General features: G+C 50.5%; 18 protein-coding genes. 2 read left to right on the top strand and 16 right to left on the bottom strand.

Going from position 1 to position 18,122, the window contains the following annotated elements:
• Positions 1-18: 18 nt before the first annotated feature.
• Positions 19-222, bottom strand: coding sequence for a hypothetical protein (locus AC50YG_RS13025; protein ID WP_494827267.1), 204 nt, complete (start codon positions 220-222; stop codon positions 19-21).
• Between the two features lie 191 nt (positions 223-413).
• The gene (nrdR, locus tag AC50YG_RS13020) at positions 414-893 is read right to left on the bottom strand and encodes a transcriptional regulator NrdR (protein ID WP_046230243.1); all 480 of its coding nucleotides are present in this window, start codon (positions 891-893) and stop codon (positions 414-416) included.
• A 110-nt stretch (positions 894-1,003) separates the two neighbouring features.
• On the opposite strand from nrdR, the gene AC50YG_RS13015 reads away from it, so the two are divergent.
• Complete coding sequence (locus AC50YG_RS13015; protein WP_046230244.1) at positions 1,004-1,222, top strand: alpha/beta-type small acid-soluble spore protein; 219 nt, start codon at positions 1,004-1,006, stop codon at positions 1,220-1,222.
• 76 nt (positions 1,223-1,298) lie between these two features.
• Here the strand turns inward: AC50YG_RS13015 and AC50YG_RS13010 are convergent, their stop codons facing one another.
• From AC50YG_RS13010 to AC50YG_RS12960, 11 genes are all read right to left on the bottom strand, one after another.
• On the bottom strand, positions 1,299-1,841 hold the full coding sequence (locus AC50YG_RS13010; RefSeq protein WP_473755269.1) for a lytic transglycosylase domain-containing protein: 543 nt from the start codon (positions 1,839-1,841) through the stop codon (positions 1,299-1,301).
• A gap of 38 nt (positions 1,842-1,879) precedes the next feature.
• The gene (coaE, locus tag AC50YG_RS13005; RefSeq protein WP_494827265.1) at positions 1,880-2,479 is read right to left on the bottom strand and encodes a dephospho-CoA kinase; all 600 of its coding nucleotides are present in this window, start codon (positions 2,477-2,479) and stop codon (positions 1,880-1,882) included.
• Between the two features lie 17 nt (positions 2,480-2,496).
• A complete protein-coding gene (locus AC50YG_RS13000; RefSeq protein WP_494827264.1) occupies positions 2,497-3,294 on the bottom strand; it encodes an MntP/YtaF family protein in 798 nt (265 codons plus the stop codon).
• A gap of 144 nt (positions 3,295-3,438) precedes the next feature.
• The gene (gene mutM / locus AC50YG_RS12995) at positions 3,439-4,296 is read right to left on the bottom strand and encodes a DNA-formamidopyrimidine glycosylase (protein ID WP_494827263.1); all 858 of its coding nucleotides are present in this window, start codon (positions 4,294-4,296) and stop codon (positions 3,439-3,441) included.
• 48 nt (positions 4,297-4,344) lie between these two features.
• Positions 4,345-7,020, bottom strand: a complete 2,676-nt coding sequence (polA, locus tag AC50YG_RS12990; RefSeq protein ID WP_494827261.1) for a DNA polymerase I — start codon at positions 7,018-7,020, stop codon at positions 4,345-4,347.
• Between the two features lie 215 nt (positions 7,021-7,235).
• The gene (locus AC50YG_RS12985) at positions 7,236-8,471 is read right to left on the bottom strand and encodes an EAL domain-containing protein (RefSeq protein WP_494827259.1); all 1,236 of its coding nucleotides are present in this window, start codon (positions 8,469-8,471) and stop codon (positions 7,236-7,238) included.
• Positions 8,422-10,053, bottom strand: coding sequence for a GGDEF domain-containing protein (locus AC50YG_RS12980; RefSeq protein ID WP_494827257.1), 1,632 nt, complete (start codon positions 10,051-10,053; stop codon positions 8,422-8,424). The genes AC50YG_RS12985 and AC50YG_RS12980 overlap by 50 nt, the downstream gene beginning before the upstream one ends.
• A 266-nt stretch (positions 10,054-10,319) precedes the next feature.
• On the bottom strand, positions 10,320-11,078 hold the full coding sequence (gene pstB, locus AC50YG_RS12975) for a phosphate ABC transporter ATP-binding protein PstB (protein ID WP_056030197.1): 759 nt from the start codon (positions 11,076-11,078) through the stop codon (positions 10,320-10,322).
• Positions 11,079-11,092: 14 nt separating this feature from the next.
• Entirely contained in the window at positions 11,093-11,980 is an 888-nt protein-coding gene (gene pstA, locus AC50YG_RS12970; protein WP_473755278.1) for a phosphate ABC transporter permease PstA, read from the bottom strand.
• On the bottom strand, positions 11,977-12,900 hold the full coding sequence (gene pstC, locus AC50YG_RS12965; RefSeq protein ID WP_494827254.1) for a phosphate ABC transporter permease subunit PstC: 924 nt from the start codon (positions 12,898-12,900) through the stop codon (positions 11,977-11,979). Before pstC ends, pstA begins: the two co-directional genes overlap by 4 nt.
• A 76-nt stretch (positions 12,901-12,976) precedes the next feature.
• Positions 12,977-13,933, bottom strand: a complete 957-nt coding sequence (locus AC50YG_RS12960) for a phosphate ABC transporter substrate-binding protein PstS family protein (RefSeq protein ID WP_473755280.1) — start codon at positions 13,931-13,933, stop codon at positions 12,977-12,979.
• 167 nt (positions 13,934-14,100) lie between these two features.
• Here AC50YG_RS12960 and AC50YG_RS12955 point away from each other — a divergent pair, with 167 nt between their 5' ends.
• Positions 14,101-15,003: a LysR family transcriptional regulator gene (locus AC50YG_RS12955; protein WP_494827252.1), complete on the top strand. Its 903-nt coding sequence runs from the start codon at positions 14,101-14,103 to the stop codon at positions 15,001-15,003.
• 71 nt (positions 15,004-15,074) lie between these two features.
• Here AC50YG_RS12955 and phoU read toward each other — a convergent pair whose 3' ends face one another.
• The 3 genes from phoU to AC50YG_RS12940 all read right to left on the bottom strand — a co-directional run bounded on the left by phoU (position 15,075) and on the right by AC50YG_RS12940 (position 18,104).
• Positions 15,075-15,734: a phosphate signaling complex protein PhoU gene (gene phoU / locus AC50YG_RS12950; protein WP_473755344.1), complete on the bottom strand. Its 660-nt coding sequence runs from the start codon at positions 15,732-15,734 to the stop codon at positions 15,075-15,077.
• A gap of 66 nt (positions 15,735-15,800) precedes the next feature.
• The gene (pstB, locus tag AC50YG_RS12945) at positions 15,801-16,556 is read right to left on the bottom strand and encodes a phosphate ABC transporter ATP-binding protein PstB (protein ID WP_473755282.1); all 756 of its coding nucleotides are present in this window, start codon (positions 16,554-16,556) and stop codon (positions 15,801-15,803) included.
• A 330-nt stretch (positions 16,557-16,886) separates the two neighbouring features.
• Positions 16,887-18,104 (bottom strand): methyl-accepting chemotaxis protein, encoded by a 1,218-nt coding sequence (locus tag AC50YG_RS12940; RefSeq protein WP_494827249.1) that lies wholly within the window; start codon positions 18,102-18,104, stop codon positions 16,887-16,889.
• Between the last annotated feature and the right edge of the window lie 18 nt (positions 18,105-18,122).

Genomic DNA, 18,122 nt, shown 5'->3' with positions numbered 1-18,122 from the left:
TGTGGTATATCAGGCTTTCTAGACAATTGTATAGTTCATCCAGCTGCCTTGAACCGCATCCATTTTATCAAAAAAATGTTGAGCCCGCTTATTTTGCGGGGACGTTGTTATCCAGAACATATGAGCAAAGCCATGCTCCTGTGTGTACGATCTGCATTTCAAAAATAGCTCGGCTTCCACTTCCGTATCCCGGTACGGCTCCAGCAGAAAAAAATCATTCATCAGTGTAATCCGAGCTGCTTAATAAAAAGCCTCCCTTTCAACAATGAATAATTATACATAAAAATGATATTATATTCAATCCGATTTTGCTATTGTTAAACTCATTCTAACGCAAAAAAACAACGCCTTGATCGGCGCTGTTTCATCTAATTTATTCATGCCACTGATTTGGAAGCTAAGCCGCCTCAGATTTAATCCTTCATTCCATTCGGTGAGCTGTCCTTTGACAGCAGGCTGCTGAGCTCCTTCATGAACATATCAATGTCCTTGAACTGCCGATATACAGATGCAAAACGAACATAAGCTACTTCATCGACCGGATAAAGCTGACCCATCACCAGCTCGCCAATGACACGGCTTTCCACTTCAGCATGTGCAGTAGTGCGCAGCTCCTTCTCCACCTCCGAAACGACTACCTCCAGCCTTTCAGCGGGAACTGGGCGCTTCTCGCAAGCGCGGATTAAACCACGCAAAATTTTATCACGGCTGAACTCTTCGCGGCTGCCATCCTTTTTGATGACGACCAGCGGCGTTTCCTCAATCATCTCAAACGTCGTGAAGCGGCTTTTGCATTTCTCACATTCCCGGCGGCGACGGATGGACTTGTTCTCGTTAGCGGGACGCGAGTCCAGCACCTTCGTTCCGGAGTAGTCGCAATATGGACATTTCATTCTCTTTTCCTCCCTTCTAAGCCATTCCTAAAAATTACCAAACAATTCCTGTAATGAAGTTCGGATTTTCGCACATAATACTTTTACCAACCGCGAGGAGGTGAACACACATGAGCGCAAACCGCAGCAGCAACCAACTGGTTGTACCACAAGCGACAGCAGCACTCGACCAAATGAAATTCGAGGTTGCTCAAGAGCTTGGAATCGCGATTCCACAAGACGGTTACTACGGTAACATGGCTACAAAGGACGCTGGTTCCATCGGAGGGTACATTACCCGCCGCCTGGTACAAATCGCTGAGCAATCCCTTGCAGGGGGCTCCCATTAATAAATAGCTCTTGTAATAACAGACAGCTTTGGCTGCTTAAGTCCTGAAGTGACGGGCAGCCAAAGCTTCTTCCTGTTTACGGCTCAAGTTCCGGGTACAAGTCTTTGTACTTATTATAATACTTCACGACCTTTTGTACATAATCGCGTGTTTCTTTATATGGAATTTTACCAGCATCTTCGAACGTGCCGTCCCATTCCCCCGAATCGAGCCATTGCCGGACTTTACCTGGACCTGCATTATAAGCAGCAATGACAACGATATTATTTTCATCAAATTGTTTGTGCAGCGAGGCCAGATACCATACCCCCAGCTCGATGCTCACATCAGCGCGATTGCGCAGCGTCTCCTCAGTAACCTGCTCGAAGCCCGCCTTCTCGACGATCCATTCGGCGGTGGTCGGCATAATTTGCATCAGTCCGAGCGCACCCTTCTTCGAAACCTTTCCCGTCTGAAAATTCGTCTCTGCCCTTATAATCGCCGCCACCAAATGCGGATCTACCTGGTAGCTAATGGCACTTGCCCGAATGTCAGCCTTATAATCAATGGGATAGAGCTTTTTGAGCAGCCATGCCGGTTGGGCGACAATAATGACAACTATGATAATAAATAATAACAAAAACAGCCTTCTCCGAGCGACCTTTCTTCTCTTGGCCCTCAGCATGTAAGAACCTTGCTCTGCCAAAACTCTAGAACCTGCTGCCTCGTCTGCGCGAGTGTTCCGCTGTTGTCGATGACCCAAGTCGCTCTGCGCTTCTTCTCTTCCAAACCCATTTGCAGCCCCATGCGCCGCCTTGCTTCCTGCTCATCTACGTTGTTTCGCGCCATCAGGCGCTCCAGTTGGATGTGCTCCGGCACGTACACAACGAGTACGCCTTCATACAAATGCTCTTGCTCCGTCTCATACAGCAGCGGAATATCCGCAACGACCAGCGCATCCTGATGCTGACTTTCATAATCAGCCATTCGCTGCTGCATCGTAGCCCTAATCGCCGGATGCAAAATCCCTTCAAGCTTCCCTAGCTTCGCTTTGTTATTAAATACGATTTGGCCGAGCGCTGCCCGATCAAGTGTACCGTCCTTATGTAACACAGCTTGTCCGAACGCAGAGGCGACCGCCGCTAGAGCGGGCTCCCCTGGCAAAACGACTTCTCTTGCTACCTGATCGGCATCCACCAGCAGCGCTCCGAGCTCCACTAATAGGTGGGCAACGGTGCTTTTTCCAGTAGCAATGCCGCCGGTTAATCCGATCCTCATGCCCTTCCACCTCATCTTTACAGCAGCTTTGATATTCCAATCATAATAAGCAGAATGCCTGGCAGTACCGCAAGCGCCTGCATGCCCTTCCAATGCGAGAAGCGGAAGCCGAAGCTGATGCCCCCTAGCAAAAATAATGCGCTAGCCGCAGCGATAACAATCGCCGTCAGCAAGGCGGGCAAACCAATCATCGCGGCCCCAATTCCCGCACCGAAGGCATCAAGCGACAGCGCTACGCCGAGCATAATCGCCTCAGAGGCGGATATTGTGCCCGACTTATCGACGTCCGCCGCCTGCGGTGTCCGTAAAATCTGAATGACAAGCCCAATGCGCCTCAGCTCAACAATCACAACAAGCACCGGATGGCTTGCCTCCGCCGCTGCTGCGGAGAGCCCCGAAGCTGTGGAGGCTGCTTCTGCTGCCTTCTCAGCGGTCGCAGCGTTCGTCTCTACACCAGTCAGACCTGAGCGCTCCTCTGGCAACAGGGTGCTATTACGAGAAGCTGCGGATGCATTCTCCGCATCCACCTTCTTGCTTTCATGGCGATTACGCCGCAGCTGGAGCAGCGCCCAGCAGCCAATACCCATCAGCACGATGGCGCCAATCAAGCTCGCCGTGTCTGGCGACAAATATTTTGCGATAACACTGCCTAGCTGCATCGACAATAAAATGATCAAGCCTGAGCAGCAGGCGATAATTAACACAGACAGCAACGGAATGCGAATGCGGCGCAAACCATACGTCATGCCAACGCCGAAGCCGTCCACGCTCACAGCAAAAGCGAGCACGATCAACGAAACCAGATGCAAAGCCAACCCTCGTCACTCCCTGCACATGCAGGTGCCCCGATTTCACCCTACAGGGCATCTGCCTATTGTTCATCACAATAAACAGCATATGCAGCTGTATGCCTGGGGTGAATGGCTTCATCATCGATAGCCTGGCTTTAGTTTTCGCGATTAGCCTGCGCTTTGCCCGCCCGCTTGCTCCGGCGCCTTCTGGCAGCTAGGGCAAATATGCGTGCCTCTGCCGCCAACGACAAACTTCTCAATAGCTTCTCCGCAAGTATGGCAGGGCTCGTCCTTCCGGCCGTAAACGAGCAATTGATGCTGAAACATGCCCATCTCGCCTTGCCCGTTCACGTAAGATTTAATGGATGAGCCGCCCGCTTCCACTGCTTTGCCAAGCGTAGAGCAAATAGCTGCATGCAGCTTATCCCACTCTCCGGAAGCAAGCGAGCTGGCGGTGCGCTCGGGATGAATGCCCGCTTGAAACAGCGCCTCATCTACATAAATATTTCCGAGTCCGACCACATATTCCTGATTGAGCAGCAGCGGCTTGATTTTCGTAGAGCGCCGTGCCAGCTTGGTTTGCAGCACATCGCGCGTAAACGCAGGCTCCAGCGGCTCAAGGCCCAGCTTATTCAGCGGCGGCAGCTCGAACTCCGTTCCCGGCGTGAACAAATGCATCGTGCCAAACTGCCTGACATCTTTATATCTTAAATCCGTTCCATCCTCAAAATGGAACAGGACATGCGTATGAAGCTCGATTGGTGCATCGCTTTGGAATACTCCATAGCGGCCTTCCATGCGCAAATGCGACACGAGCACAAGCCCGTCCATCACGATGCGCAGAAACTTTCCGCGCCGCTCGACCGTCTCGATCGTCATTCCGACAAGCGCATCCTCGAATTGCTCCGGCACAGCCGGACGCTGAATGATGCGGGGCAGCCGCACCGTAACCGATTTAATCTTTTTTCCTGCAACAAGCTCAATTAATGTTCGTCTAACCGTTTCTACCTCTGGAAGTTCCGGCATATCCTTTCACCTCAACGTCTATTATACCTGATTTCCGCTCCCAGCGGGTTATTTCGCTTCATACCAGTTCGCTCCAAAACTAACGTCCGCCTTAAGCGGAACATCGAGCTTAATTGCGGCTTCCATCACCTCGGGAAGGAGCTTTTTCATCTGTTCCAGCTCATCCTCCGGCACCTCAAATACCAATTCATCGTGTACTTGGAGCAGCATGCGGCTTTTGAGCTTCAGCTCTTGCAGCTTCTGATTCATATGCACCATCGCCAGCTTAATAATATCCGCCGCTGTGCCTTGAATCGGGGAATTCATTGCTGTTCGCTCAGCGAATGAACGTTTATTGAAGTTCGAATGGTTAATATCCGGCAAATACCGTCTGCGATCCAGCAAGGTCGTCACGTAGCCTTGCTTCGCCGCTTCGACTTTAATTCGATCCATGAACGACTTCACGCCTTTAAAGACGCCGAGATATTGCTCAATAAACCGTCCGGCTTCATTTCGCGTAATGTTCAGGTTGTTGGAAAGGCCAAAGTCGCTGATGCCGTACACAATGCCGAAATTGACCGCCTTTGCCGAACGGCGCATGTTTGAATCCACCTGATCCTCGGTTACCCCAAATACATCCATTGCCGTTTTCGTATGAATGTCCATGTCCTGAATGAACGCTTCCTTCATATTCTCATCGCCGGAAATATGGGCGAGCACGCGCAGCTCAATTTGCGAATAATCCGCTGCGAGAATGGTCCAGCCCGGTTCGGACGGGACGAATGCTTTGCGAATTTTGCGGCCCTCTTCCAAGCGGATCGGAATGTTTTGCAAATTCGGAAACTGACTGCTCAGACGGCCCGTTGCCGCAATGGTCTGGCGGAAATACGTATGAATTTTGCCTGTCTGCTCGCGAATTTCCTTGAGCAGCCCTTCCACATAGGTGGATTGCAGCTTCGCAAGCGTCCGATAATGCAAAATCAGCGGCACAATTTCACTGTATGGCGCCAGCTCTTCGAGTACCTCGGCATCTGTCGAGTAGCCCGTCTTGGTCTTTTTCCTTGCGGGCAGGCCCAGCTTCTCGAACAGCACCTCGCCCAATTGCTTCGGCGAATTCAAATTAAATTCCATACCCGCCTGCTTGTAAATTTCCGTTACCAGCGTCGCAAGCTGGCGCTCCAACTCGCTGCCCAATGTTTCCAGCTCCGCCTTCTCGACGCTAATGCCCTGGTGCTCCATTCTCGCCAAAATAACGGAGAGCGGCAGCTCCAGCTCTTCATACAAGCTGAGCATGTCTGTTTCCTTCAGCTCGTCACGCTGCAAAGGCGCTACTCTGCGCACCGCATCGGCCTTCGTTGCCAAATGCTGATACAGCACAGCCGCAGCTGGAACTTTAAGCTTCGCTCCTTTGCCGTACACTGTCTCATCATTAGGAACAGCTGGCTGGTCGTAACGATGTACAATGCCGGAGAGCAGTAGACTCGATTCCGTCGGATCAATGACATAAGCGGCTAGCTGGACATCAAAGCTCACGCCGCTCAAAGATAGGCCAGCCCACTTCAAAGCCAGCTCGACTTTATGCGTATCAAAGCCAATCTTCTTCTTGCCTGGATCAGCGAGCCAGCTTCGCAGCGGCTCTGTGAACGCTTCCTTCATCGCAGCGAAAGGCAGCGCATATGCCGCTTCGGCGTTTGCCAGCGCCAATCCGACCAGCTCAGCCTGATGCGGATTTTCACCAATCGCCTCCACATACAGACCGAAGCCGCTCTCATCCGCTTCAAGCGCCTTCATCAGCTCATCGAGCTTCGGCGCATCCTCAGCCGACTCGATCGCGATCAGGTTCAGCTCGGCAGCTTCGCCTGCTGAACCACTTCCTTCGCCGTTCAGTCCGAGCCGTTCCTGAACGGATCGAAACTCCAGCCGGCGCAGCATATCCGCAAGCACCGGCCCATTAAAGCCGCTGTAGCGAATCGCCTCCGGCTCCTGCTCAGGGGCAAGCGGCACCTCGCGGTGAATCGTCGCGAGCTTCTTGCTCATTACCGCATCCTCTTTATGCTGCTCGACCTTTTCCTTCATCTTGCCTTTCAGGCTGGCTGTGTTCGCCAGCACTTCTTCAACCGTGCCGAATTCATGCAGCATCTTCAGCGCTGTTTTCTCGCCAACGCCCGGAATGCCCGGAATATTATCGGACACATCGCCCATCAGCCCTTTCAAATCAATGATTTGATTAGGCGTCAGTCCATATTTCTCCTTAATAGCATCAGGCGAATATCGCTCCTGCTCGCTTACTCCTTTACGCGTTAGCGCTACGGTCACATGCTCCGATACGAGCTGGAGCATATCCTTGTCGCCCGTGACGACAAGCGTCTCGACCTTCTGCTCGTCCGCAAGCCGGGTGAGCGTGCCAATAATATCGTCAGCTTCAAATCCGTTCAGCTCAAACTGCGCAATTTGAAAAGCCTGCAGCAGCTCCTTGAGCACCGGGAACTGTTCCGACAGCTCCGGCGGCGTTTTTTCCCGTCCGCCTTTATATTCCGCATAACCCTCATGGCGAAAGGTTGCCTTGCCTGCATCAAATGCAACGAGCACATGCGTCGGTTTTTCATCTTCAAGCAGCTTAAGCAGCATCGTCGTAAAGCCATATATTGCATTCGTATGTAAACCAGCCGAATTCGTAAGCGGAGGCATTGCAAAAAATGCCCGGTACGCAATACTATTGCCATCTAATAACATCCATTTATCCATTATTGACACCTCATTTATCGGTTCTAATGGTTATCATACCATAACTGCAAATGCCTTTGCTTCCTTCTCGCGCCCCGCTGGCAACATTCCTAAAAACCCGCAGCCGCAGCTTGCATAAGCGAGGTTGCCATGCATATAAGACATTACCTGTTCGTGAAAAAAAAGCTCTCTCCAAGCTCCATATGGATCGCTCAGAAACAGCTTTTCTCATCCCGTCACCGCTGCTGAACTAGGTCGGCAATTTCGCCCGGCCGCCCTAGCAAGTAGCCTTGGGCATAATGCACGCCCATTGCCTTTACTTTGTCCAGCTCCGCTTGATGCTCAATGCCTTCGGCGATGATGCCAATGGCCATTTTGTCAGCCAGCTGGACAAGCGTATGCACAATATGCTCCTTCATTTCGTGCTCATGTATGCCCATAATGAGGGAGCGGTCTACTTTAATATAATCCGGCTGCAGCTCAATAATGGCCTGCAGCGAGGAGTAACCAGCGCCTACGTCGTCGATTGCAATTTGAAAGCCTTGGCTGCGGTACTGCGCAAGTATAGCAAGCACCGAGCCATAATCCTCAATACCCGAACGCTCGGTAATTTCAAATACGATATGATGGGGCGACAAGCCTCGCTGCTCCATCATTTTGTCGAGCTGATCAGGATAAAAGCTTCCTTCATTTAGCAATTGCGCCGTCATATTTAGAAACAGCTTCTGGTGCGACTGAAGGCCGGTACTGCCCTCCACTGCCTGCTCGCGCGCCGTTTGGTCCAGCCGTGCAACTTCTCCCAGCTCTTCTGCGAAAGAAAACAGGTCAATCGGACTGGAAAACCATTTATTTTTAGGGAACCGTGTAAGTGCCTCATATCCGAATGTCGTCAGCTCGCCGCCGCTTTCTTGAATCGACATAATTGGCTGATAAACGGGAATCAGTAGCTTGCCGCGAATAAGACCGTTCATATATTGAAGCCGCTTGGCGCGTGATAAGGATTCCTTTTGCTGGCCATATAGCAGCGCTCGCTTAGAGGCTTCGTACAGGCGGGAGACCGGGCTTCCAGTGTCGCTTCGCTCAACCAAGCCTACGCCCGCATGCAGACGCATATCCGCAATAAGCCCAAGCTCGGCTCCATTGAACCCCCGCTCGGCTTCCTCCTGCCATTTGCCTGCGGCCTGCAGCAAATTCTCCTGCAGCTCCTGCTGCTGCAAGTCTGGCAAAGCCATCACAATATACAAATCATCGCCCATCCAGAACTTGTCCCGCACATGAGCAGCCGTCTCCTGATTCGCATAAAGCATCATCTCTATGTATAGCTTCCATCTCTTCATAAAGGAGGGTGGCAGTAGCTGAAAGGTGTCTGCCGACTGCTCACTGTGCCAGGACAAATAAATAACGCCAATATTTTCCGGCTTATCATCCATTATAAGGTTGCTTCGCTGCAATATCGCTTGATGATGTCCCACGTCTCACTTCGATCCCCTCTGTAGCATTACGTTCTTGTGTGCAAAAAGCCATATCTTGCATGACATACACACTGCCTTTTTGCATCTTGGCACGCTTCTTGAGCTTCGCTGTTAGAGTGGATATGTGGCTAGGCGTCGTCCCGCCGGCAGCAAGCATTAAAGATAGGGACAAGGTAACCCCTTCCTGCTCCACTGTGTTGCCGTGACGATCCTCCACCATGCTGACTTCCACTCCACCGTAATACCTTTTTACCCCGCCGTCGAAACGCTCAATCAGCCTGGTGCAAACTTTCTCAGCATAAGAGGCCTCCGTTACCATAATGAAATCATCACCACCGATATGCCCGATAAAATCGCCCGCCATCCCGTAATCTTCCTTAATCCCAACTAGCGTATCAGCCAAAAAACGAATAAGCGCGTCGCCTTGGCTAAATCCAAAGCAATCATTAAACCATTTGAAATAATCCAGGTCCGCATAAATGACGGCGAACGGCTTGTCGCCACTGCTCCTGCGAGCCAGCTCCAGCTGAATGCCCTCATTGCCGGGCAGACCCGTCAGCGGGTTGGCTGATCTTGCCGCCTCCATACGCAGCGTCGTAATCCGCTCCAAAATATCGCGAACCGTCGTTGCGCCAAGCAGTTGGCCTCCCGCTGTAATGATAACGACATCATACAAATGGGAAATATCCCGCGCCATCGCCAGCTGAGACACCTGCTCTATCGGCATGTCCGCGTCCACAATTAACGGCGATGCATTCATAATTTTTTCAACAGGACGAGTAGAATAAAGCGGCAGCCCATATTTCCCCGCTAGCAGCTCATGCAGCTTCTGCTTCATCAGCAAGCCGACGGGGCGCCCCTCCTCCTGTAAAATAACGCATTGCTCCTTGCCGTTCATATTGAAAAAATCGGAAATTTCCGCCACGCGTGCCTGCGCTGAGAAGACGGGAAACGGCGCTGCCTGCTCACCAATGCTCATGCCAGGGGCTGCATAATAAGCGATCGCCGATTCGTCCTTACCTGCTTGCCCTTCCGGTTCAAGCGCAACAGCTATCTCCTGCTGAGTTTGCCCATCTGCAAATGCCAGCACAGCTGTTGTTTCCCGCTGCATCTCAAGGCTCGGGCTTATCGCCACTTCATCAGCCTGACGGCTTGAACCCCCTATGCTGCTGTACACCGGTTCCGCTCGCCGACAGGCCTCCCTTATAGCTTTCCATGCGGCTTGTTCAGCCGCAGCAGTACTCTGCCCAGTCGGCGGATAAGCGATCACATGGCCTACTAAAACATTTTGCTCCCGGCTTAAGAGTGTATACAGCTCCGCTGCACTGTCATTCAGCGCCTGTTCAGGCGCAAGCTTCGAGCCATTGCTGCCGAGCATAAAATAATACTCCTGTTCAAAGCCGTGCTTCCAGATCAGCCTGAACGACCTTAGCTTCCGCTCCCATATCCGCAACCATTTTACGGGCAAGGCTCGTTCCTCTGTCAGCCTGATATATATGACGCCAATTCCCCCAAGCCGCCAGCTTTCCCTCATCACTTGGAGCAGTTCTATATGGATCAGACCAATTGCCATATCGTCCATGCCAGGTCTCCCTTTAGTCTTGGTTGTTCTGCTTCTACCTTACCAGCCAAATGTGAGCAGAGTAACATATTCATGTAAACTATCTGTAAAGCACAAGACTTTTGCCCTAGATGCAGTCAGCACGCTAGCTATCGTGCCTGTCTGTTACACATACCTTTTAAAGTACAAAAAAACAACTCCATACCAGCTTGCTTAGCAGGCAGAAGTTGTTGCTGGGGCATACAGGGCCCGATTGAAGCTATACAGAAAGCAAGCATGCAAGGGGATCACCCGAAACGACCTGAAATATAGTCGCTCGTTTCTTTTTTGCTGGGATTCGTAAACATTTTCTCTGTATTTTCGAATTCCACCAGCTCACCGGACAGGAAAAACGCCGTTTTGGCCGAAATCCGCGCCGCCTGATGCATATTGTGCGTGACAATAACGATGCAATAGTCCTGCTTCAGCTCCGTAATCAGTTCCTCTACCTTTGAGGTCGAAATAGGATCAAGCGCCGAGGCTGGTTCATCCATCAAAATAATGTCCGGCTTGACCGCAATAGAGCGGGCAATACATAGCCGCTGCTGCTGTCCGCCAGACAGCCTAAGCGCCGACGTATGCAAGCGGTCCTTCGTCTCTTCCCAAAGCGCCGCTTTGCGCAGCGATTCCTCGACCAGCTCATCGAGCTCACTTTTATTTTTGATGCCGTGGTAGCGTGGGCCAAAAGCAATATTTTCATAAATCGACTTATGAAAAGGGTTCGGCCGCTGCCATACCATCCCGATGCGTCTGCGCAGCAGCACCACATCGGTTTTTGGATTGTTGATATCCTCATCGCCAATCCAGATTTCTCCGGTCATTTTAGCGTTCGGAATCAAATCATTCATCCGGTTCAGCGTCCGCAAAAAAGTCGATTTCCCGCAGCCGGACGGTCCGATGAGCGCCGTAACCTGTTTATTTTCAAAATCGATCGATACATTTTTAACAGCCTTATTGCTGCCATAATAAACGCTTAAATCGCGTACGGATATGCCATTTTCAGCCATATGCTGCCATCCTCCTATTTCGTAGCGGTAAACTTGCGGTACATGAAGCGGCCTAGCCAGCGTGCGATCAAATTAAACAGCAGCACGGTGATGACCAGTACAGCCGAAGCTCCAGCAGCAATTTCCGCAGCATCGGGAGCAAGTCCCTCGGAATTGATTTTCCAAATATGAACCGCAAGCGTTTCAGCCGGACGCAAAGGGTTAAGCGGCGATACCGGGCTGAACGGGTTCCAATCCGAAAAATCGAGTCTAGGCGAGCTCATGCCAGCCGTAAAGAGCAGTGCCGCCGCTTCGCCGAATACGCGGCCCGCAGCCAAAATCGTGCCCGATACAATAATCGGCAATGCGATGGGCAGCATGGTGGACGTAATCGTCTTCCACTTCGTCAAGCCCAGTGCCAGGCTCGCTTCCTTCTGCTCTCTTGGCACGCTTTTGAGGCCTTGCTCCGTAATCCGCACCATCAGCGGCAAATTGAACACGGTGAGCGCAAGCGCACCGGCCAGCAAGGAAAAGCCAAGACCGAAATAATTGACAAGCATAAGCAAACCGAACAAACCAACAATAATGGAAGGAAACGAAGATAATACCTCAACGACAAGCCGGATAAAATCAGTCAGCTTGCTCGGCTTCGCATATTCACTCATATAAATGCCTGCGCCAATCCCAATCGGAACGGTGATAATCATCGTAAGCACGAGCAGGAACAAGGAGTTGAACAGCTGCGGCCCAATGCCTCCGCCTGCTCTGAACGATTCAGGAGCCGAGGTCAGGAAGCTGAAGCTGATATGGCCTAGCCCGCGCACAAGAATGAAGCCGAGCAAGCCGATTAGCAGCAGCACGATGAATGCAGCTACGCAAATAATGACGGCTGTGGCAATTTTATCTACTGTTTTTGGTTTCATAGTTTAGACCTGCCTTCCAGCCAGCGTACGATAAATACGAAAACGAATGTCATGAGCATCAAAATCATCGCAAGCGACCACAAAGCATTGTTATGCGTGGAGCCAGCAGCCGTGTTGCCCATGCTGAGCGTAATAGCGCTTGTCAGCGTCGAAGCCGACTCAAACAGGGAGCGCGGTACAAAGGGCGCGTTGCCGATAACCATCTGTACAGCGAGCGCCTCGCCGAATGCCCGTGCAATACCGAGCACGACACCCGTCATGAGCGCAGGAAGCGTGGTAGGAATGACGACGCGATAAATCGTTTGCCAGCGTGTGGCACCTAGTGCGTAAGAGCCTTCCTTAAGTCCAGCAGGCAAGGAAGCGAGCGCATCTGTCGCAACCGTCGTCATCGTTGGCAAAATCATAATGGACAATACAAGTGCACCCGCAGCTACACCCAAACCTTGTCCAGGAAAAATATCACGGAATAAAGGCACGATGACGCTAAGACCGATAAAGCCGTATACGACGGATGGAATGCCCGCCAGCAGCTCAATAACGGGCTGCAAAAACTTGCGTCCAAATTTCGGCGTAATTTCAATCATAAAGATGGAAGCGCAAATGCTGAGCGGTGCCGCAAGCAATGCCGCAAGCAGCGACGTGCTGAAGGAGCCGAAAATGAACGGGAATGCACCGAAGGATGGGGGGGATCCTTCCGGGCTCCATTTTAAACCGCCTAAAAGCTCAAATACGTTTACATGATCTTTAAAAAAGGTGCTCAGTCCACGGGAAGCGACAAAATACACCATGGCAATAATCGTCGCAACCAAAAACAGGACACATAAGGTTGTATATACTTTACCGACCCATTCTTCTACAAAATGGTTATTGCCCGCAGAACGGCCATTGCCCGCTGTTTTTTTCGGTATCGTTTGCGCCATAATGATCTCCTCTATACAGCCAGAAAGAGGCAGATTGCGAATCCGCCTCTTGTGCTGGCCTATGAATGATTAGCTACTACTTCTTAGTAATGTTGCCGTCGATATCGCGAACAACCTGCATTTGGCTAGTTGGGATGTAACCCAGCTCTACAACCAAGCCTTTTTCGTTTTGGATTTCATCGCTCATCATGTATTCCAGGAAAGCTTTTGCTGCTGCATCAGGCTCGCCTTTTGTATACATATGCTCATAAGCCCATACTGGATAAGTGCCGTTTGCTACGTTCTCTACGTTAGCTGCAACGCCTTCATAGCTAATTGTTTTGATGGAATCATCCAGGTATGAAAGTGCAAGGTAACCGATAGCGCCTGGAGTTTCGCCAATAATTTTCTTAACCGTACCGGACGAATCCTCTTGGATCGAGCCTTGAAGATCTTCGGACTTCTGACCAAGTGCATATTTTTCAAAAGTAGCGCGAGTACCGGAGCTTGCTGGACGGTTTACGATAACGATTGCTGCATCGTCGCCGCCAAGGTCTTTCCAGTTCGTTACTTTGCCTGTGAAAATATCAATCAGCTGTTGCTTCGTAAGGTTGTCTACTTTTACTTCTTTATTCACAACTGCTGCCATAGCGACTACTGCCACTTGGTGGTCAACCAATTCTTTTGCTTTATCTGCATCCAGCTTCTCTTCTGCATAAACGTCGGAGTTGCCGATATTTGCTTGTCCTTCGGATACTTGCGTCAGGCCCGTACCGCTGCCGCCGCCTTGTACTTGAATCGTAACGCCGCTGTTTTTTTCCATAAACATTTTCGATGCTTGGTCAACCAATGGTTGAAGTGCAGAGGATCCTGTTGCAAGAAGCGAGCCTGTTAGACCAGATGCTTCAGCTGACGGTTCAGCGGATGGCTCTGTGGATGGGCTGCTTGAGCTTGTTGTGTTGCCAGCTGTTGTACCTCCATTGTTTGCTTGGCCGCATGCAGCCAGTGTAAATGTCAGTACCATTGCCATAATCAACATCAAAGACTTCTTCATTTCTTATTTTCCCCTCTCAATACCTTGTTTGCTTCACAAGACCTATTGTAGATCGGGGGCATTAACCTAATGTTTTCTGTTTGTAAAATTATCAATTAAATCTCATAGATTTTTTCTATGAATGCGGATATTATATAGATAAAATGAAAGATTTCAGGAGGCAGCTCATGAGTTTGTTAAAAATGAAGTTAATGGTCCTCATCGATCGCTATAAACAGATCACCGCGGTGGCCAATGCCCTGCAAATTAAGCAGCCCACCGTCAGCTTTCATATGAAGAAAATGGAGGAGGAATGGGGCGTCAAACTGTTCGAAATGCGAACGGGGAAGGTGCTGCTCACGAAAAATGGAAAGCTGCTGCTTCATTATGCTTCGCAAATTGACCAATTATATAGCGAGGCGGAGTCGAGGCTTGGTGCCATTCATGCGGCAGAGAAAAATCGTTTTGTAATCGGCTGTACGACCAGCACCGCTGCTTACCTGACGAGCAGTGCCGCAATGGGAAAGCTGCGGTCACTCTCAGGCAGCCATGCCGCCGTTATCTCCATCGCCGTTCATGATGAGGAGGAGCTTTATCAGAAGCTGCATCTGGGAACGATCGACTTTATTTTGTATGGAGCAGGAAAGCAGCAGGCAGAGGGTGGCGAATTCCGCTATCAGACGATGGGTGCCTCGCCGCTCCGGCTTATTATTCCTCAGCAGCATCCTTTATATGAATGGTCAGGAGAACAATCACTCTTTTCGCAGCTCGAAAAATATGAGTTTGCCGAGCTTGCTGACAGCTCCGTCGTTCAGCGCATTCATGAGTGGAGCCGCAAATTCCAGTATTCTTTAACCTCGCATGCCTCCTTCGGATCGGTAGAGCTGCTTATAAATACCGCTGCGGCCTGTGGAGCGCTTGCTATTTTGCCCGAATGCTTATTGCCGCAAGCGGCTAAACTAGAGGAGCTTGGGTTAAAGCTTGCCGTGCTGGACGATGAAGCAGCGCGGTGGGCCATGATGGCAAGCTGGCGAAGCCAACACTGGGATCAAGCTTTTATGCAGCAGGTGCTGGAAATAATCAGCTTATAAAACAAAAAAAGCCCCATTTCCACAGCAGCGTGGAAATGGAACCTTTTTCACTAGATTACTAGATTATTGGGCTAAACGTTCAAATCTGGTCTTGTGCCTGTCACAATGTAGACGACGCTCTCACCGATGTTCGTGGCGTGGTCGCCGAAGCGCTCCAAGTAACGTCCAACAAAGCTAAGCAGCGAGGACTGCGTAATATTGCGGGGATTTTCCATCATTAGGGAGTAAAGCTCGCGGGTAATTTGCCCGTACAGCGCATCGACCTGATCGTCATCCTTTGCCATTTTGTAAGCGAGATCGACATTTTCTTGGATGAAGGATTGGATAGATTCCGTTGTCATCATTTGTACAATTTCAGCCATGCGGGGAAGATCGATAAGCGGCTTAATTAGTTCCTGCCCATCCATACGCAATACGACCTTGGCAATATCAACCGAAAGATCACCCATCCGCTCCAGATCGCTGGCAATGCGGAAGGCAGATAATATACGGCGCAAATCCTTCGCTACCGGCTGCTGCGTCGCAATGAGCTTTGCTCCAAGCTCCGTTACTTTCTCCTCCAGCTGATTGAGCGAAGGATCAGCGGCGATAACCTGCTGCGCGCGCTCCACATCAACAGCTTTTAAAGCTTCGATGGCTTCGACCAATGCATGTTCAACAAAATTCCCCATCTCTATTACAAAATCATGAAGCTGCTCGAGACCGTGGTCGAACTCCTTGCGTGTTGTCATCATTTTAACTTTCCTCCCAAATGATCAATCTTTACATGGAAAACGCATGAGCCCGCGTGTTCGGCATTAGCCGAAGCGTCCAGAAATATAATCCTCGGTGCGCTGGTCGGTCGGATTGGAGAACAGCTTTTCCGTATCCGCATATTCAACAACCTCGCCGTTCAGGAAAAATACCGTTTGATTGGATACCCTAGCCGCCTGATGCATATTGTGCGTAACCATGACAATCGTATATTTATCCTTCAGCTCCTGGGTCAGCTCCTCGATTTTCAAGGTGGAAATCGGATCAAGCGCCGATGTCGCTTCGTCCATCAGCAAAATATCCGGATTTACCGCAATCGCTCTTGCGATACACAGCCTTTGCTGCTGACCGCCCGATAAGCCGAGTGCCGAGCGCTTCAAGGAATCCTTCACTTCGCCCCACAGCACCGCGGATTTCAAGCTCGTTTCTACAATTTCATCAAGCTCTTTTTTGTTTGTAATGCCGTGCAGGCGCGGACCATAAGCCACATTATCATAAATGGACTTTGGAAAAGGATTCGGCTGCTGGAATACCATGCCGATTTTACGGCGCAGCGCCTCTACCTCTACTTCGTTAGAATAAATATTTTGTCCGTCAATCATGATGCTGCCTTCAATCTTCGTCCCTTGAATCATGTCATTCATCCGGTTAAGCGTCCGCAGCAAGGTCGATTTGCCACAGCCGGAAGGCCCGATAAAGGCGGTAATCGCCTTAGCCGGAATTGTAAGCGATACGTTCTTCAGTGCGTGGAACGCTCCGTAGTACAGGTTCAGCTTGTCTATGTTAATTAGCGCTTCCAAACGTTCTCCTCCTTATTGCTTTCCATTGCCCGTTTAGCCCTTATTCATGGGTTGTATGTGATTCATTACGAAACTAATCTGTTCCGTTCTAGAAGTGTGGTGAAAGGAGGCTTCACTGCATGAAAAGCTTGGCTTACGATCGCCATTACCCTTGAATTACTTTGAATAAGCCACTAAATGGAGAAATTCAAGGGTAAAAGCGAACGCTAACGCTTCTCCAGCTCAAGCTTTTCATTCCGTTACGCCTTTTCCACCACGCTTCTATATGTTACAGACTGTTTGTAAATCTTATATTGCATTTATGTTAACGTAGTGTTAAAAGTAGACCAATTAGGAGAACCGGCTTTTTTGCAGGCTGCTCATCTCGTCTGCAACATGCTGCACTTGCAAATAAGCCCGCTCGGACAATGTTCCAATTTGCCCGGCATTGCTGCGATTGTTAGCCGCCGCATGAAATAGGCTATTGAACGCGCCTTCTACCTCATGCACATGTGCTTCGCTTGATGCCGTCTCCAATCTACCGCTTTGCGCGAGCTGCGCCGTTTGTTCGATTTCCTGGATAATCGTCTGAATAAGCGATGTAATCGTAGAAGCCGATGTTTTCGTCTGGTTCGCCAGCTTCATCACTTCTCCAGCCACGACCGCAAAGCCCCGCCCATGCTCGCCAGCCCGCGCCGCTTCAATCGAAGCATTAATCGCAAGCAAATTGCTTTGCTCTGCAAGGTCCTTTATAAGCCCTGACACCTTGCTAATAGAGCCAGCCTCCGCTTGCAACGCACGCATCCGCTCCTCCTGAAGCTGTGAATTGGCCGCGATAGAGACGAATGCTTGCGTTACTTTATCCAGCTCGTTCTTCCCCTTTAGCGTCAAATCCACCATCAGGACCGAAAGCTCCTCTCCTTCCTCCGTGGAGCCACGCACGCTTTGAATCGCTGATTCGATCTCCTTTACTCGCTCTTCGGCAGATTGAATCGTCCTGCGCTGGGCCTGCTCCGCTTCCTCCTGCAGCCTTTTGGAAAGCTTCAGCAAATCGGCAACCGTCAAGATGCCTGTAAACTTATCATCCTCTGTTACAAGCACGCAATCATAGAGCACTTTTTCCTGACGATTAAGCGCCCGCTCAATGAGATGCTCCGGTGCACTGTCCATATCTATAATGAGCGGGGCTGCATCCATCATGACGGTAATAGGCTTTTCATAATATAAGTCCGCACTAAAACGATGGCCCAGCTTTAGAAAAAAACGATTCCGCATCATGAGTCCCTTCACTCTGCCTGCGGCGTCGCAAATGACGACACATTCCGATTCGGGATGCTGCTTGAAGACAGCTATCGTCTCTTTGCAGGTCCGCTCCTCCCGTACAAACGGCGCCTGACGAATAAAATCAGCAAGCTGGGCGGCCTGCTGCAATGGAGCGTCTGCCTGCTGCCACATAGCGGCTGCCTCTGCAGTTAAGATATTTTCTGCCTGCTGCTCTGGAAGACAGGCTTCTAATTCGTCCATATCCAGCTTTATATCCATCGGATGCGCTAGCTCAGCAGTCGTCATTTGTCATCATCCTTCCGT

The sequence above is a fragment of the Paenibacillus sp. J31R34 genome, from assembly GCF_059383715.1.
The sequence above is the reverse complement of the archived record's forward strand: the minus strand, read 5'-3'. Positions and strand labels throughout refer to the sequence as shown.

What these genes read in the sequence shown, in the direction of transcription:
- AC50YG_RS13015 (WP_046230244.1), top strand. Translation starts at nt 1,004, where the DNA reads ATGAGCGCAAACCGCAGCAGCAACCAACTGGTTGTACCACAAGCGACA.
- polA (WP_494827261.1), bottom strand. Translation starts at nt 7,020, where the DNA reads ATGGATAAATGGATGTTATTAGATGGCAATAGTATTGCGTACCGGGCA.
- coaE (WP_494827265.1), bottom strand. Translation starts at nt 2,479, where the DNA reads ATGAGGATCGGATTAACCGGCGGCATTGCTACTGGAAAAAGCACCGTT.
- AC50YG_RS13025 (WP_494827267.1), bottom strand. Translation starts at nt 222, where the DNA reads ATGAATGATTTTTTTCTGCTGGAGCCGTACCGGGATACGGAAGTGGAA.
- AC50YG_RS12940 (WP_494827249.1), bottom strand. Translation starts at nt 18,104, where the DNA reads ATGACGACTGCTGAGCTAGCGCATCCGATGGATATAAAGCTGGATATG.
- pstA (WP_473755278.1), bottom strand. Translation starts at nt 11,980, where the DNA reads ATGAAACCAAAAACAGTAGATAAAATTGCCACAGCCGTCATTATTTGC.
- AC50YG_RS12980 (WP_494827257.1), bottom strand. Translation starts at nt 10,053, where the DNA reads ATGGACGATATGGCAATTGGTCTGATCCATATAGAACTGCTCCAAGTG.
- nrdR (WP_046230243.1), bottom strand. Translation starts at nt 893, where the DNA reads ATGAAATGTCCATATTGCGACTACTCCGGAACGAAGGTGCTGGACTCG.
- pstB (WP_056030197.1), bottom strand. Translation starts at nt 11,078, where the DNA reads ATGGCTGAAAATGGCATATCCGTACGCGATTTAAGCGTTTATTATGGC.
- phoU (WP_473755344.1), bottom strand. Translation starts at nt 15,734, where the DNA reads ATGACAACACGCAAGGAGTTCGACCACGGTCTCGAGCAGCTTCATGAT.
- AC50YG_RS12955 (WP_494827252.1), top strand. Translation starts at nt 14,101, where the DNA reads ATGAGTTTGTTAAAAATGAAGTTAATGGTCCTCATCGATCGCTATAAA.
- mutM (WP_494827263.1), bottom strand. Translation starts at nt 4,296, where the DNA reads ATGCCGGAACTTCCAGAGGTAGAAACGGTTAGACGAACATTAATTGAG.
- AC50YG_RS12960 (WP_473755280.1), bottom strand. Translation starts at nt 13,933, where the DNA reads ATGAAGAAGTCTTTGATGTTGATTATGGCAATGGTACTGACATTTACA.
- pstC (WP_494827254.1), bottom strand. Translation starts at nt 12,900, where the DNA reads ATGGCGCAAACGATACCGAAAAAAACAGCGGGCAATGGCCGTTCTGCG.